We start from the raw sequence: 15,149 nt of genomic DNA, 5'->3' as shown, positions 1-15,149 counted from the left end.
CTCCCACAGAATTGTCGTCGACCGATATTGCGCACTTGCCCCCGTCTTTTTCCTGTCCATACAAGCTGTTACTGTACGATCCATAATGCCCAAGCGGCCTGGATCGGATCCCCTATTTGAAGCGTCCCCTGCCACTGCTCCTGATCAGCCTGGCCTTGAGCTCCACCGCAAGCGCGACGATCAGCGAAAGCCATGGTTATGCGCAGTTCGGCACGCTCAAGTATCCGGCCCGATTTACCCACTTCGACTGGGTCAACCCGCAAGCGCCCAAAGGCGGTACGTTGCGGGTAATGGCGTTTGGCACCTTCGATACGCTCAATCCGTACACCTTCAAGGGCACCAGCCCGGTCACCACACCGAACTTCCTGCAATACGGTATCAATGAGCTCAACGAACCGCTGATGGTCGGCACCGGGCAGTACGCGCCTTCGGGTGACGAGCCCGCGTCCAGCTATGGCCTGATTGCCCAATCGGTGGAGTACAGCGAGGACCGCAGCTGGGTGGTGTTCAACCTGCGTCCCGAAGCACGCTTCCATGACGGCACGCCGATCACCGCCTACGACGTCGCGTTCTCCTATCGCCTGCTGCTCAAGGAAGGTCATCCGCTGTACCGCACCAGCCTCCAGGAAGTGCAGCGGGTCGACATCCTCAACCCGCAGCGGGTCCGTTTCGTGTTCAAGCGTGCCGGCAATCCGCTGCTGATCCTGCGCCTGGGCGAAATGCCGGTGCTGGCGCAGCACTACTGGAAAGGTCGCGACTTCAAGGCCACCACCTTCGAGCCGCCACTGGGCAGCGGACCGTATCGCATCACGTCGGTCACGCCAGGGCGACAGATCGTCTTCGAACGGGTCAAGGATTACTGGGGCAAGGACCTGCCGGTCAATCGCGGCAAGTACAACTTCGACCGCATGGAAGTCGAGTTCTACCGCGACAGCGACGTGGCGTTCGAGGCTTTCAAGGCCGGTGAATTCGACATCTATATCGAGCATCAGGCCAAGAACTGGGACACCGGCTACAACTTTCCCGCCACACGCCGCGGTGAAGTGATCAAGGCGCAGATCCCCCACCAGATCCCGACCCAGACCCAGGGCCTGTTCATGAACAGCCGTCGTCCGACGTTCTCCGACGCCAAGGTCCGTGAGGCGCTGGGACTGATGTTCAACTTTGAATGGACCAACCGCACACTGTTCGGCGGCGCCTACCAACGCGCCATGAGCTACTACCCCAACAGTGAATTCTCGGCCGGCGGCTTGCCGGTCGGACATGAATGGCTGTTGCTCAAGCCCTATCGTGAACAGCTGCCGGCCAGGCTCTTTACCGAACCGTTCAGCCTGCCGCAGACCGACGGGCGCGCCATCCCCAGGGAGACCTTGCGCAAAGCCCTCGGCCTGCTCGCCGAAGCGGGCTGGAAGCTCAATGGCCAGCGCCTGCAAAACGCCGCCGGGCAACCCTTGCGGCTGGAGCTGTTGCTGGTCAACCCGAACCTGGAACGCATCCTCCAGCCTTACGTCGAGAACCTCGCCAGCATCGGCATCGATGCGCAATTGCGCACGGTCGATCGCGCGCAATACAAGCAGCGCCTCGACCAGTTCGATTTCGACATGATCCTGATGACCCTCAACCAGACCCTCAGCCCGGGCCTGGAGCAGTGGCAGTACTTTCACTCCAGCCAGGCCGGGGTCAAGGGCAGCAAGAACTACGCCGGCATCGCCAACCCGGTGGTCGACCATCTGCTCGAACAGCTGCTGGCCGCCCGGACCCGGGATGAGCAAGTCGCCGCCGGCAAGGCCCTCGACCGCGTGCTGCTGTGGCAGCACTACATGATTCCCAACTGGTACCTCGATTATCACCGTCTGGCGTACCGCAACCGGCTCGCCTTCGTCACCACGCCGCCCTATACCCTGGGCCTGAACGCGTGGTGGCTGAAATCTTCGGAGAAAGATCAATGAAGCCCATCCGCACCCTGCTCCTGCAGGCCAGCGGCCTGTTGTTCGCCGGGTTGGCCTGCGCCGCCCCGCAACACGCCGTGACCCTGTACAACGAGCCGCCGAAATACCCGGCCGACTTCAAGCACTTCGACTACGTCAATCCGGACGCGCCCAAGGGCGGGATATTCCGCCAGGCCGGTTTCGGCGGCTTCGACAGCCTCAACCCGTTCATCAGCAAAGGCGTGCCGGCGGACGACATCGGCATGATCTACGACACCCTGGCCAAGCAAGGCCTGGACGAACCGTTCACCGAGTACGGCCTGATCGCCCGGCTGATCGAAAAGGCCCCGGACAACGCTTGGGTGCGCTTCTACCTGCGCCCCGAAGCGCGCTTCCATGATGGCCATCCGGTACGCGCCGAAGACGTGGTGTTCAGCTTCCAGATGCTGACCAAGGACGGCGCCCCGATGTACCGCGGCTACTACAACGACGTGGCGGAGGTGGTCGCTGAAGATCCGCTCACCGTACTGTTCAAGTTCAAGCACACCAACAACCGCGAGCTGCCGCTGATCCTTGGCCAACTGCCGGTGCTGCCCAAGCATTGGTGGGCCGACCGTGACTTCAACAAGGGCAACCTGGAGATTCCGCTGGGCAGCGGCCCGTACAAGGTCAGCGAAGTGAAGGCCGGGCGCTCGGTACGCTATGAGCGCGTCAAGGATTACTGGGGCAAGGACCTGCCGGTCAATCGGGGTTTTTATAACTTCGACGTAATGACCACCGACTACTACCGCGACAACACCGTGGCCCTGGAAGCATTGAAGGCCGGACAGTTCGACTACTGGCTGGAAATGACCGCGAAAAACTGGGCCAACGCCTACAACATTCCGGCGGTCACCGAAGGCCGCCTGGTCAAGGAGCAGATTCCCAACGGCAATCCGACCGGCATGCAAGGGTTCGTGTTCAACCTGCGCCGCCCGGTATTCCAGGATGTGCGCGTGCGCCAGGCGTTGTCGCTATTGCTGGACTTCGAATGGACCAACAAGCAGCTGTTCAACAGCGCCTATGCGCGTACCCGCAGTTATTTCGAGAACTCGGAAATGGCCGCCACCGGCCTGCCGGATTCCGATCAGGTGGCGATCCTCGATCCGTTGCGCAGCAAGCTGCCACCGCAGGTATTCAGCGAGGCGTTCCAGAACCCGAGCACCGACGGCAGCGGCATGATCCGCACCCAGCAACGCGAAGCCTATCAACTGCTGCAGGAGGCCGGCTGGCGCATCGTCGATGACAAGATGGTCGACGCCACCGGCAAACCGGTGGTCATCGAGTTCCTGCTGGCCCAGACCGAATTCGAACGGGTGCTGCTGCCATTCAAGCGCAACCTCAGCGACCTGGGGATCGACCTGGTGATTCGCCGGGTCGACGTCTCGCAATACATCAACCGCGTGCGTTCCCGGGACTTCGACATGATCGTCGGCAGCTTCCCGCAATCCAACTCGCCGGGGAACGAGCAACGGGAATTCTGGATGTCGGCCGCCGCCGACAAACCCGGCAGCCGCAATTCCATGGGCCTGAAAGATCCGGTGGTCGATCAGCTGGTCGAGCAACTGATCAACGCCGATTCGCGCAAGAGCCTGGTGGCCCATGCCCGTGCGCTGGACCGCGTTCTGCAATGGGGCTATTACGTAATACCCAACTGGCACATCAAGACCTGGCGCGTGGCGTACTGGAACCACATCGGCCATCCGAAGGTCTCGCCTAAATACGACATCGGCACGGCCACCTGGTGGGTCAAGCCTGATATCAAGCCGGCGATAGAAGTCGAAACCACATTGCAGGCCGAACCTGCGGGCACGGAGTAATCAGATGCTGGCGTACATTTTTCGGCGACTGCTGCTGATCATCCCGACCCTGTTCGGCATCCTGCTGATCAACTTCGTGATCATCCAGGCCGCTCCCGGCGGGCCGGTGGAGCAGATGATCGCCAAGCTCGAAGGCTTCGAAGGCGCCACCAGCCGCATCGCCGGCGGCGGTGCCGAAGTGTCGGTGGCCGGCTCGGCCTATCGCGGCGCCCAGGGCCTGGACCCGGCGCTGGTCAAGGAAATCGAGCACATGTACGGCTTCGACAAGTCGGCGCCGGAACGCCTGTGGATCATGGTCAAGAACTACGCGTCCCTGGATTTCGGCGACAGCTTCTTCCGCGACGCCAAGGTCATCGACCTGATCAAGGAAAAGATGCCGGTCTCGATCTCCCTCGGGTTGTGGAGCACGCTGATCATGTACCTGGTGTCGATCCCGCTGGGCATCGCCAAGGCGAAGCGGCACGGCAGCCACTTCGACGTCTGGACCAGTTCGGCGATCATCGTCGGCTATGCGATCCCGGCGTTCCTGTTCGCCATCCTGTTGATCGTGGTATTTGCCGGCGGCAGTTACCTGGACTGGTTCCCGTTGCGCGGGCTGACCTCGAACAACTTCGATGAACTGAGCATGGGCGGCAAGATCCTCGACTATTTCTGGCACCTGGCGCTGCCGGTGACCGCGCTGGTCATCGGCAACTTCGCGACCATGACCCTGCTGACCAAGAACAGCTTTCTCGACGAGATCAACAAGCAGTACGTGATCACCGCCAAGGCCAAGGGCCTGACCAATCACCGCGTGCTGTACGGCCACGTGTTCCGCAATGCCATGCTGCTGGTGATCGCCGGTTTCCCTTCGGCCCTGATCGGCATCTTTTTCACCGGCTCATTGCTGGTGGAGGTGATCTTCTCCCTCGACGGCCTCGGCCTGATGAGTTTCGAAGCGGCGATCAACCGCGATTACCCGGTGGTGTTCGGCACGCTGTTCATCTTCACCCTGCTCGGGCTGGTGGTGAAACTGATCGGCGACCTCACCTACACCCTTGTCGATCCGCGCATCGACTTCGAAAGCCGGGAGCATTGAGATGAACCTGTCCCCCCTCAATCGCCGACGCTTCGAACTGTTCAAGGCCAACAGGCGTGGCTGGTGGTCGCTGTGGCTGTTCCTGATCCTGTTCGGCGCCAGCCTCGGCGCCGAGCTGATTGCCAACGACAAGCCGCTGGCGGTGCATTACGACAACAACTGGTACTTCCCGGCGCTCAAGCGCTACCCGGAAACCACCTTCGGCGGCGAGTTTCCGCTGGAGGCCAACTACAAGAGCCCGTACATCCGCGAGCTGCTCAAGGCCAAGGACGCCTGGGTGCTGTGGGCGCCGATTCCCTACAGCTACCAGAGCATCAACTACGACCTGAAAGTACCGGCGCCGGCCCCACCGTCGACGGACAACCTGCTGGGCACCGACGATCAGGGCCGCGATGTGCTGGCCCGGGTGATCTACGGCTTCCGCATTTCGGTACTGTTCGCCCTGACCCTGACCGTGCTCAGCTCGATCATCGGCGTGATCGCCGGGGCCTTGCAGGGTTTCTACGGCGGCTGGGTGGACCTGGCCGGGCAGCGCTTCCTGGAGATCTGGTCCGGGCTGCCGGTGTTGTACCTGCTGATCATCCTCGCCAGTTTCGTGCAGCCCAATTTCTGGTGGCTGCTGGGGATCATGCTGCTGTTCTCGTGGATGAGCCTGGTGGATGTGGTGCGCGCCGAGTTCCTGCGCGGGCGCAACCTGGAATACGTGCGTGCGGCCCGCGCCCTGGGCATGCAGAACGGTGCGATCATGTTCCGCCACATCCTGCCCAACGCGATGGTCTCGACCATGACCTTCATGCCGTTCATCCTCACCGGCGCCATCGGTACATTGACCGCCCTGGACTTCCTCGGCTTCGGCCTGCCGGCGGGCAGCCCTTCGCTGGGTGAACTGGTGGCCCAGGGCAAATCCAACCTGCAGGCGCCGTGGCTGGGCATCAGCGCCTTTGCGGTGCTGGCCTTGATGTTGAGTTTGCTGGTGTTCATCGGCGAGTCCGCTCGCGATGCCTTCGACCCGAGGAAGTGAAATGAATCAGGACAATCTGATCGAAGTGCGCGACCTGTCCGTCGACTTTGTCGTCGGCAATCGCTGCCAGCGGGCCGTCGAAGGCGTCAGCTTCGACATCAAGCGCGGCGAAACCCTGGCCCTGGTCGGCGAGAGCGGTTCCGGCAAATCGGTCACCGCCCATTCGATCCTGCGCCTGCTGCCCTACCCGCTCGCCCGGCATCCGTCCGGCACCATCCAATATTCCGGGCAGAACCTGCTGAACCTGAAAGAGAAAACCATTCGCCACATTCGCGGCAACCGCATCGCGATGATCTTCCAGGAGCCGATGACCTCGCTCAATCCCCTGCACTCGATCGAAAAGCAGATCAACGAGGTGCTGGGCATCCACAAGGGGCTGACCGGCAAGGTCGCGACCAAACGCACGCTGGAACTGCTGGAGATGGTCGGCATCCCCGAGCCGCACAAGCGCCTCAAGGCCCTGCCCCATGAATTGTCTGGCGGCCAGCGTCAGCGGGTGATGATCGCCATGGCCCTGGCCAACGAGCCGGAACTGCTGATCGCCGACGAGCCGACCACCGCGCTGGACGTGACCGTTCAGCTGAAAATCCTCGAATTGCTCAAGGAATTGCAGACTCGATTGGGCATGGCCCTGCTGCTGATCAGCCATGATTTGAACCTTGTGCGAAGAATTGCGCATCGCGTATGTGTCATGCAGCAAGGTTGCATCGTCGAACAGGCATCGTGCGAAGAATTGTTCCGCGCGCCGCAGCATCCGTACACTCGGGAACTGCTGGCAGCGGAGCCCGGCGGCAAGCCTGCAAGCAACGTGATCGGCCCGCCCTTGCTGGCGGTCGAGGACCTGAAAGTCTGGTTTCCGATCAAGAAAGGCTTGCTCAAGCGCACGGTGGATTACGTCAAGGCGGTCGACGGCATCAATTTCAGCCTGCCCCAGGGCCAGACCCTGGGGATAGTGGGAGAAAGCGGTTCCGGCAAATCGACGCTGGGCCTGGCGATTTTGCGGTTGATCGCCAGCAAAGGCGCCATTCGCTTTGAAGGCCAGGCGCTCGATAGCCTGACGCAGCAACAGGTCCGGCCGCTGCGGCGGGAGATGCAAGTGGTGTTTCAGGACCCGTTCGGCAGCCTGAGCCCGCGAATGTGCGTGAGCCAGATCGTTGGCGAAGGCTTGCGAATCCACAAGATGGGCACCGCGGCGGAACAGGAACAAGCGATCATTGCAGCACTGAAGGAGGTAGGCCTGGATCCGGAAACCCGGCACCGCTACCCCCACGAATTTTCCGGCGGGCAACGGCAGAGAATCGCCATTGCCCGGGCATTGGTGTTAAAACCGGCGTTGATTTTGCTGGACGAGCCGACTTCGGCCCTCGACCGCACGGTACAACGCCAGGTAGTGGAGCTTTTGCGTTCGCTGCAAACCAAGTACAACCTGACGTATCTGTTTATCAGCCATGACCTGGCTGTGGTGAAAGCGCTGAGCCACCAGTTGATGGTGGTCAAGCATGGCCAAGTGGTCGAACAGGGAGACGCGCAAAGCATTTTTGCCGCCCCCCAACATCCGTATACACAGCAGTTGCTGGAAGCCGCTTTCCTGGCTCCAGCCACTGCGCAATAACCTGAAAGAGGAGCAACACATGGGTTTTCTCGCCGGTAAGCGCGTACTGATCGTCGGTGTCGCCAGCAAGCTGTCCATCGCATCCGGCATTGCTGCCGCCATGCATCGCGAGGGCGCTGAGCTTGCCTTCACTTATCAGAACGACAAACTCAAGGGTCGTGTCGAAGAGTTCGCACAAGGCTGGGGTTCGAGCCCTGAGCTGTGCTTCCCGTGCGACGTGGCCAGCGATGAAGAAATCGCCAAGGTCTTCGAAGAGCTGAGCAAGAAGTGGGATGGCCTGGACTGCATCGTGCACTCCGTCGGCTTCGCCCCTGGCGACCAACTGGACGGCGACTTCACCGAAGCCACCACCCGTGAAGGTTTCCGCATCTCCCACGACATCAGCGCCTACAGCTTCGTGGCCCTGGCCAAGGCCGGCCGCGAAATGATGAAAGGCCGCAACGGCAGCCTGCTGACCCTGTCGTACCTGGGCGCCGAGCGCACCATGCCGAACTACAACGTCATGGGCATGGCCAAGGCTTCCCTGGAAGCCGGCGTACGCTACCTGGCCGGCTCCCTGGGCCCGGACGGTACTCGCGTCAACTGCGTATCGGCTGGCCCGATCCGCACCCTCGCCGCTTCCGGCATCAAGAACTTCCGCAAGATGCTGGCCGCCAACGAAGCGCAAACCCCGCTGCGCCGCAACGTCACCATCGAAGAAGTCGGCAACGCCGGCGCCTTCCTGTGCTCGGACCTGGCGTCCGGCATCAGCGGTGAAATCATGTACGTGGACGGTGGCTTCAACACCACGGCCATGGGCAGCATCGAAGAGTAATCTTCGGCCAGCCAAAAAAAACCCGCCTCTTCCGGCGGGTTTTTTTATCGACAACCATTCGATTGATACTAACTTTTAACCCCTATGACTTTAGGATCCTTCGCTCCAGTGCGTGGCCCCACGTCAGCGGCAAAAATGATTCGGCCACTGGCACGCTGAACAATGCCATCACTCAAATAGCCGTCCACGTATCTGAATACCCCCTGATCTGCGAAGCTCTCATCGAGCACACCCGCGTCACTGATGCGCAGCCAGAACAACAACTGCTGACCATCAAAGGTATGACCGGCCACCACGATTTTCCTGTCCGACTGTACGGTAACGGACATGGGAAAAACGCTGGGCACCTCCAAATCAATCAATACCTCTTTACCACTGTTAAACGACATATCTGCGGAGCCATCAGCCAGCAAGCGGTTCACTGCAATGTAAGGCACTTCATTGAGCCTACTAATCGATGCATAAATTACTTTATCTTCATACACCTGCATTTTGCCAAGTAGACTGTAGTCGTCTGCTTCCCAATACCCCTGACTCGCAAACTCCTGATCCAGCTCACCGTCCGATGTATAGCAAGCTAACGCGGACCTCATGTGTGCCTTTCCCTGATCCGGACGATTAAGACTGCCGAACACAACAATGCGGTTATCTGACAACAAATTGACACTGTGGACCGTCGACTCTTCACCTTTGAATTGCACTCTGCGTGTTCCAAAATTCAAATCGGGCGCGCCAGATGCATCAAATCGATTCAGCAGTCCCACCCCCTCTAGAACTGAACCGTCAAAGGAACTCAACAAATAACCAGACGCCAACAGAAGTTGACCATCAACACTGATGCACCCCACCGGAGTGAAAGTGGTCAAGCCATGATCCGGGGGAACGGGCTCAACCGGAAACGGGAGAATCTTCGTGCCAAAGATCAGATCCGGAGTGCCGTTTTCATTGAATCGCGTTACAGCTGCGCGCCGCATGAATGGATCTCTACCTGTTGAGCCAATCAACAAAATCTTTCCATCTGCTTGAGCCAGTAGCTGTGTCGGCCTGGCGTCTGTACCTATTTCAAATTGCCATTGAGTGACACCATCCTGTTGCCCGAACCCGGGATCGTCCGAGCCGTCAGGCATTGCTCGACGCAACCAACAAGCACCACCTTGATAAACGGCGTAAACAAGTTTCTGCTGGCTCGTTTCAACAACACATCGAGTCGAACTGTTGCGCGAGTCTGGAATATTGATCAAACCCTCTTCGGCAAAGCTCTCATCCAACTCCCCTGCCATTTGTTGTATATCAGCTCGTGCAGACATGCTCTCATCCTCTGAAATGTCATTTTTATCTAGCGACAATTCACTATGAGGTAATGGGAGAAATGAAAACTACTGTCATAAATGACAGTAGAACTGTCTTTAAGAGACAAAAAACTGTCCTGACAGCACATGACATACAGGGTGCTTGCGAAGAAACCACCCAATAACTAACGGCTCATCACACTCTCGACCTCACTCAGCAGCTCCTCGATCGAATCATGAACCTCAGGGTCATACTCGACCTGGACAACACTGAAGCGAATGTCATAACTGCGATGCGCCGCAGCATTGCGCTCGTCGAGTATCTCATTGAGTCGTGCCTTGATCGCGGCAATCTCCACGGCACTGGAACCGGTCAGCAGCGCCACGAACCGGTCGCCTTCGAGCCGCCCGACCACATCGTTCTCACGAAAGCCGATGCGCAGGACATCGGCGAATGTCTTGAGCGCGTCGTCACCTTTGGCCCGGCCATACAGATAGCAGATGAGCTTGAATTCATCGAGAGTGAAGTACAGCAGCGTCGCCGGCGTCTGCAGTGTCCGGCAAGCGTCCAACCCGAGCCGGGCCAGTTCGCTGAAGCCATGGCGGTTGGACAACAGCGTCAGCTCGTCCATGCTCGCCATTTGCACGCCCGCCAACGATCGCTCGGCCTGGCGCGCCAGATCGCGCAGCCGTTCACGTTCTTGCTGTGGGGTGAGCAACGGGTTGGCGGACCGACCCGATTTGCCCGCTTTGCCTGAGATCAACATCGTTCACTCCTTTTGCAGGTATGCACGTTAGAGTCGCCCATGCCCGCATTGACTCCCTGTTAGCGTGCCGCTGGTCAGCTACCCGAGACCGGGCACGGCCCTCCCGCGTCGGCCCAGCGCTTGAACCGGGCGACGAAGATATCGTGGGGCACCGGCACCGGCGCGCGGTTACCGCCCGGATTCCAGCCCCATAGCACCAGCTTGTCGTCGCTGACGTGTTTGATCAGCGCGGCGAAATCCCGATCGCCGTTGCTCGAGCGATCCTTGATCATCGCGCATAGCCGGTCGGCCGGCAGGCCGATCCAGGCCATCCGCTGCGCCGCCGGCGGCAGGCTCCAGTGGGGCGCTCCGGGCGGCGCGTGAGGCCCATAACTGGCCGGCGGATTGCTTCGCGCATGGCAGGTTGCACAGGGCAACCCGGCCGAGCCCTTGCCGTCCATGCCACGCACGACATTCATCGCGTGCGGCACCCCGGCATCGAATTGCAGCGGTGAATCACCGGGAATGTGGCAGTTCTGGCAACGGGGGCTCTGGAAGACCTTCTGCACGGTGTCGAACGCCTGCAAGGCCTCGCTGTCATCGGCCAGCACGTGCGATGCGTAGGCGATCAGGCAGACCAGGATCACCGCCCCAAGCAACCAGTGATGTCGCTTCATCTCACACCCCCGACAGCTGCAACGGCAGCTCCCGCAGGCGCTGCCCGGTCAGGGCAAACACCGCGTTGGCCACTGCCGGCGCCGTAGGTGGCACACCGGCTTCACCGATGCCGCCGGGTTTGTCGCTGCTGGGCACGATATGCACTTCGACCACCGGCATTTCGTTGAGCCGCAGCACCTGATAGTCGTGGTAGTTGGACTGCACCACCTGCCCGTCCTTGAGGGTCAGCTTGCTGTGCAAGGTGAAGCCCAGGCCAAAGGCAATGCACGACTCCATCTGCGCGGCGATGCTCTGCGGGTTGACCGCGATGCCGCAGTCCACCGCACACACCACCCGGTGCACGTGTATGGCGAGATTGTCCTGGGACACTTCGGCCACCTGAGCCACGTAACTGCCGAACGACTCGTGCACCGCCACGCCCAGGGCATGGCCGTCCGGCAGCGGCGCCTTCCAGTTGGCTTTCTCCACCGCAAGGTTCAGCACGCCGAGGTGGCGCGGATGGTCCTTGAGCAAGGTGCGCCGATATTCCACCGGATCCTTGCCCGCTGCCGTGGCCAGTTCATCGATCAGCGATTCCATGACAAACGCGGTGTGGGTGTGCCCCACCGAACGCAACCACAACACGCTGATCCCGGTCTTCGGTGAGTGCAGTTCGATCTGGTGATCGGCCAGCCCCATGAGGTAGGGGCTGTCGGCCACGCCTTCGACGGAGGTCTTGTCGATCCCGTCCTTGACCATGCTTGCTTCAAGCGAGGTGCCGGCCATGATCGACTGCCCGACCATCACATGCTTCCAGGCCAGTGGCAGGCCGTCGGCGTCGAGCCCGATGCGCGCATGGTGCAGGAACGCCGAGCGGTAATAGCCACCACGGATATCGTCCTCCCGCGCCCACACGGTCTTCACCGGTGCACCTGCGGCCTTGGCGACATACACCGCTTCGCTGACGAAATCCGACGTCGGATTGGCCCGTCGCCCGAAGCCGCCACCCAGAAACTCGGTATGGATCTCGACCTGTTCGGGCTTGAGCCCGGTGATTTTCCCGGCGACCATCTGGTCCAGGGTCTGAAACTGGGTGCCGGTCCAGATTTCACACTTGTCCTTGGTGATGCGCACCGTGCAGTTCAGCGGTTCCATCGGCGCGTGGGCCAGATAAGGCACGCTGTACTCAGCGTCGATCGTCTTCGCCGCTTTGCCCAGCGCAGCCTGGGTATCGCCGGCCTGACCGGCGTTCAGGCCTGGGATGGTGGCGAGTTTGCGGAAACTTTCCAGCAGCGCCTGGCTATTGAGCCCGGCATTCGGCCCGGGGTTCCAGTCGATTTTCAGCGCATCGCGGCCCAGCTTCGCCGCCCAGTAATGATCGGCTATCACCGCGATGCCTGTCGGCACCTGCACCACCTTGTGTACACCTGGAATCGCCAGCGCCTCGGCGCCTTCAAAGGATTTGACGCTACCGCCGAAGGTGGGTGAACGGGCGACCATCGCCGTCATCAACCCGTCAAACTGCACATCCATGCCGAATTTTGCCCGGCCGGTGATTTTCTCCGGCGTGTCCAGGCGCCTGGTGGGTTTACCGATGAGCCGCCAGTCCTTGGCGTCCTTGAGTTTGATCGAGGCCGGGTCCGGCCGGGGCAACTGCCCGGCGTCATCGGCCAATTCGCCATAGGTGGCCCGATGCTCGCCAGCGATGACCGCGCCCGACTCGGTTTGAATCTGCGACGGCGCGACATCGAAACGCTTGGCCGCCGCCTCGATCAGCATCAAGCGTGCCGCCGCACCGGCCTGGCGATAGCGGTCGAACTCCATCCAGGTCGAGGTCGAACCACCGGTGATTTGCATCCCGCCAAACCCGGCCAACCCGTAATCGGCGGCCGATGCAGGAGCATGCTCGACACGGATTTTCGACCAGTCGGCGTCGAGTTCTTCGGCAATCAGCATGGTCAGGCCGGTCCAGATGCCCTGGCCCATTTCCGAGTGCCCGAGCAACACGGTGACGCTGTTGTCATTGCCAATGCGCAGGAAGGCGTTTGGCGCAAACACACTGCCCTGGGCCTGCGCGCCCATGGCGAACCGATGCGCGCCGGGAATGACAAACGCGACCACCAGTCCACCGCCCAGCCAGGCACTGCCCTTGAGAAAACCACGGCGCGATAACCTGTTGATGCTGCTCATGGCGACCTCAACCCAACTCGGCGGCGCGCTTGACCGCGGCGCGAATCCGCGGATAAGTGCCGCAGCGGCAGATGTTGCCGGACAGTGCCTGATCAATGTCGTTGTCGGTCGGTTTCGGGATCTTCGCCAGCAACGCCGCCGCCGACATGATCTGCCCGGACTGGCAGTAGCCGCACTGGACCACGTCAAGCTCCGCCCAGGCCTGTTGCACCGGGTGCGAACCGTCCGCGGACAGGCCTTCGATGGTGAGAATCCGTTGCCCTTGGGCCACAGCCGTGGCCGGGGTGATACAGGAACGTAGCGGCGCGCCGTCGACGTGCACGGTGCAGGCCCCGCATTGGGCGATGCCGCAGCCGAATTTGGTGCCGGTGAGGTGGGCGACATCGCGCAAGACCCAGAGCAGCGGCATGTCGGCGGGGACATCCAGCTCCTGATCCTGGCCATTGATGTTCAGGGTCAGCATGGCGCAGTTCCTCAGACTCACGATGATCTGAAGGGGCGTCGCTGCAGTCCTGTACAACCTGCGCACGCCTCGGGCTATCCCTTCAGCTAAGCGCAAATTTGCCGGCAGGTCGTGGCGCATCGACCACCGGTCACCTGTAGGAGCGAGCTTGCTCGCGAAAAACGTCAGTACAACGCGGTCATTCAGACAGGGTGCGTTATCGTTGACGTCCGTCGTCGGATCGCCGCCCGGAGCAAGCTTCGCTCCTACACCCTCGGCTTGAGCAAAATACCGGTGTAACGCGATAGAAACAGCCCGAACGCCATACACCATAGCAGCGCCGACATTGCCAACCCCCACCCGGAAAACGGCACCAACAACACCCGTGACACACCCGCCGCCAGCACCAGGGCAAATCCCGCAACGATTGCTTTCGAAGGCAGCAACGGCCGCCCGGTATGCCCCAGGCTGACCCGCGCGATCATTGCCAGGACCAACCCGCCGATACCTCCGACGGCCAGCGAATGGGTGGCCAGGCTTTGTTGCGGCATTACGCCCAGATGCCACAGCGCCATGGCCAGCGTCGCCACCGCGAGCCAGGCGTAAGCCAGGTACAGCGACCACAGCAGCGGCACGCGCCACAGGTCGCGGTCATGCCAGCGCCACAACCGCAACAGGTGCAAAGCGCTGATCAACGCAAACAACACCGCCAGCCACACACGCGGGAAGTCGTTCAAACCGACGGCAAAAGACACCGCCGCCAGCAGGGCGCTGACCAGCAACACCTTGCCCGGCATCGGATGGGCCGCAGGCGCTACGGGACGGTTCAAACCGCGCTGGATGAAGAACGGAATCACCCGCCCGCCGATCACGCTCATCAGCGCGCCCACCAGCCACAAAGCGGCCAATACGCCACGGCGCTGCAGATTGGCGTCATCAACGGCAAACCCCAGCAACGTCAATGCCTGACACCCGGCCAGCAGCGACACCATCAACAGAATCGGATAATTCTCGCGCTTGCCCGCGGCCAGCAGATCGCGCCCCAACCCCCACACCAGCAGCGGCAGAAACAGCACTTGCACGGCCAGCAGCAAGGGCGCCGGTATTGGCAGGAACCACACCAGCCGCGCCAGCAGCCACACCAGCACCAGGCCGATCAGCGGCCAGCCCCTGAGCCCCGGTCGGCCGGTCCAGTTGGGCACTGCGGTCAAGAGGAACCCGGCAATGATGGCCGAGGCGAATCCGAAGGGCATCTCATGCCGATGCCAGGCGAGCATGCCGCCCAGCGGTTGCGCGCCGGGTAAACGCCCGTACAGCCACAAGGCCCAGATAGCCACGGCGATGGCGGCGAACCCTGCACCGGCGAGAAAGAACGGCCGAAAGCCCAGACTGAAGACAGGTGCAACGGCAAGCCGGCGCATCAAGCCAGCACCCGGGCCAGGCCAGCACCGAGCACACGGCTCGACAAATGAAGAACGTTCTGAGGGCTGCTGAAGCAGTTGAGCATTTTGCG

12 protein-coding genes are annotated in these 15,149 nt (G+C 61.2%); 6 read left to right on the top strand and 6 right to left on the bottom strand.

Annotation, left to right across the window (positions count from 1 at the left end; all coding sequences use genetic code 11):
- Positions 1-128: 128 nt before the first annotated feature.
- From ACLD1X_RS13885 to fabI, 6 genes are read left to right on the top strand one after another with little or no spacing between them, the layout of a single operon-like run.
- A complete protein-coding gene (locus tag ACLD1X_RS13885; protein ID WP_429368508.1) occupies positions 129-1,949 on the top strand; it encodes an extracellular solute-binding protein in 1,821 nt (606 codons plus the stop codon).
- Positions 1,946-3,787 carry an extracellular solute-binding protein gene (locus ACLD1X_RS13880; RefSeq protein WP_429368457.1) on the top strand — a complete coding sequence of 614 codons (1,842 nt, stop codon included), beginning with the start codon at positions 1,946-1,948 and terminating at the stop codon, positions 3,785-3,787. The genes ACLD1X_RS13885 and ACLD1X_RS13880 overlap by 4 nt, the downstream gene beginning before the upstream one ends.
- Before the next feature lie 4 nt (positions 3,788-3,791).
- Positions 3,792-4,865: a microcin C ABC transporter permease YejB gene (locus ACLD1X_RS13875; RefSeq protein ID WP_429368455.1), complete on the top strand. Its 1,074-nt coding sequence runs from the start codon at positions 3,792-3,794 to the stop codon at positions 4,863-4,865.
- Between the two features lies 1 nt (position 4,866).
- On the top strand, positions 4,867-5,886 hold the full coding sequence (locus ACLD1X_RS13870; RefSeq protein ID WP_223461820.1) for an ABC transporter permease: 1,020 nt from the start codon (positions 4,867-4,869) through the stop codon (positions 5,884-5,886).
- A 1-nt stretch (position 5,887) separates the two neighbouring features.
- On the top strand, positions 5,888-7,498 hold the full coding sequence (locus tag ACLD1X_RS13865; protein WP_429368452.1) for an ABC transporter ATP-binding protein: 1,611 nt from the start codon (positions 5,888-5,890) through the stop codon (positions 7,496-7,498).
- 19 nt (positions 7,499-7,517) lie between these two features.
- Positions 7,518-8,312, top strand: coding sequence for an enoyl-ACP reductase FabI (fabI, locus tag ACLD1X_RS13860; protein ID WP_057715039.1), 795 nt, complete (start codon positions 7,518-7,520; stop codon positions 8,310-8,312).
- A 68-nt stretch (positions 8,313-8,380) separates the two neighbouring features.
- Here fabI and ACLD1X_RS13855 read toward each other — a convergent pair whose 3' ends face one another.
- From ACLD1X_RS13855 to ACLD1X_RS13830, 6 genes are all read right to left on the bottom strand, one after another.
- Positions 8,381-9,619, bottom strand: coding sequence for a hypothetical protein (locus tag ACLD1X_RS13855; RefSeq protein ID WP_429368450.1), 1,239 nt, complete (start codon positions 9,617-9,619; stop codon positions 8,381-8,383).
- Positions 9,620-9,786: 167 nt separating this feature from the next.
- A complete protein-coding gene (locus tag ACLD1X_RS13850; protein ID WP_429368448.1) occupies positions 9,787-10,368 on the bottom strand; it encodes a GGDEF domain-containing protein in 582 nt (193 codons plus the stop codon).
- 74 nt (positions 10,369-10,442) lie between these two features.
- On the bottom strand, positions 10,443-11,024 hold the full coding sequence (locus ACLD1X_RS13845; protein ID WP_429368446.1) for a hypothetical protein: 582 nt from the start codon (positions 11,022-11,024) through the stop codon (positions 10,443-10,445).
- A 1-nt stretch (position 11,025) separates the two neighbouring features.
- Positions 11,026-13,194 (bottom strand): molybdopterin cofactor-binding domain-containing protein, encoded by a 2,169-nt coding sequence (locus ACLD1X_RS13840; RefSeq protein ID WP_429368444.1) that lies wholly within the window; start codon positions 13,192-13,194, stop codon positions 11,026-11,028.
- A gap of 7 nt (positions 13,195-13,201) precedes the next feature.
- A complete protein-coding gene (locus ACLD1X_RS13835; protein ID WP_429368442.1) occupies positions 13,202-13,657 on the bottom strand; it encodes a (2Fe-2S)-binding protein in 456 nt (151 codons plus the stop codon).
- A 245-nt stretch (positions 13,658-13,902) separates the two neighbouring features.
- Complete coding sequence (locus ACLD1X_RS13830; protein ID WP_429368440.1) at positions 13,903-15,057, bottom strand: NnrS family protein; 1,155 nt, start codon at positions 15,055-15,057, stop codon at positions 13,903-13,905.
- Positions 15,058-15,149: the final 92 nt, after the last annotated feature.

Source organism: Pseudomonas sp. 18173, assembly GCF_050432945.1.
In the GTDB taxonomy this organism is placed as follows: domain Bacteria; phylum Pseudomonadota; class Gammaproteobacteria; order Pseudomonadales; family Pseudomonadaceae; genus Aquipseudomonas.
Note: the sequence above shows the minus strand (reverse complement) of the source record. Positions and strands in the feature narration are given on the sequence as shown.

Coding starts and splice junctions, on each gene's coding strand:
- ACLD1X_RS13850 (WP_429368448.1), bottom strand. CDS start 10,368: ATGTTGATCTCAGGCAAAGCGGGCAAATCGGGTCGGTCCGCCAACCCG.
- ACLD1X_RS13865 (WP_429368452.1), top strand. CDS start 5,888: ATGAATCAGGACAATCTGATCGAAGTGCGCGACCTGTCCGTCGACTTT.
- ACLD1X_RS13830 (WP_429368440.1), bottom strand. CDS start 15,057: ATGCGCCGGCTTGCCGTTGCACCTGTCTTCAGTCTGGGCTTTCGGCCG.
- ACLD1X_RS13835 (WP_429368442.1), bottom strand. CDS start 13,657: ATGCTGACCCTGAACATCAATGGCCAGGATCAGGAGCTGGATGTCCCC.
- ACLD1X_RS13870 (WP_223461820.1), top strand. CDS start 4,867: ATGAACCTGTCCCCCCTCAATCGCCGACGCTTCGAACTGTTCAAGGCC.
- fabI (WP_057715039.1), top strand. CDS start 7,518: ATGGGTTTTCTCGCCGGTAAGCGCGTACTGATCGTCGGTGTCGCCAGC.
- ACLD1X_RS13855 (WP_429368450.1), bottom strand. CDS start 9,619: ATGTCTGCACGAGCTGATATACAACAAATGGCAGGGGAGTTGGATGAG.
- ACLD1X_RS13880 (WP_429368457.1), top strand. CDS start 1,946: ATGAAGCCCATCCGCACCCTGCTCCTGCAGGCCAGCGGCCTGTTGTTC.
- ACLD1X_RS13875 (WP_429368455.1), top strand. CDS start 3,792: ATGCTGGCGTACATTTTTCGGCGACTGCTGCTGATCATCCCGACCCTG.
- ACLD1X_RS13845 (WP_429368446.1), bottom strand. CDS start 11,024: ATGAAGCGACATCACTGGTTGCTTGGGGCGGTGATCCTGGTCTGCCTG.
- ACLD1X_RS13840 (WP_429368444.1), bottom strand. CDS start 13,194: ATGAGCAGCATCAACAGGTTATCGCGCCGTGGTTTTCTCAAGGGCAGT.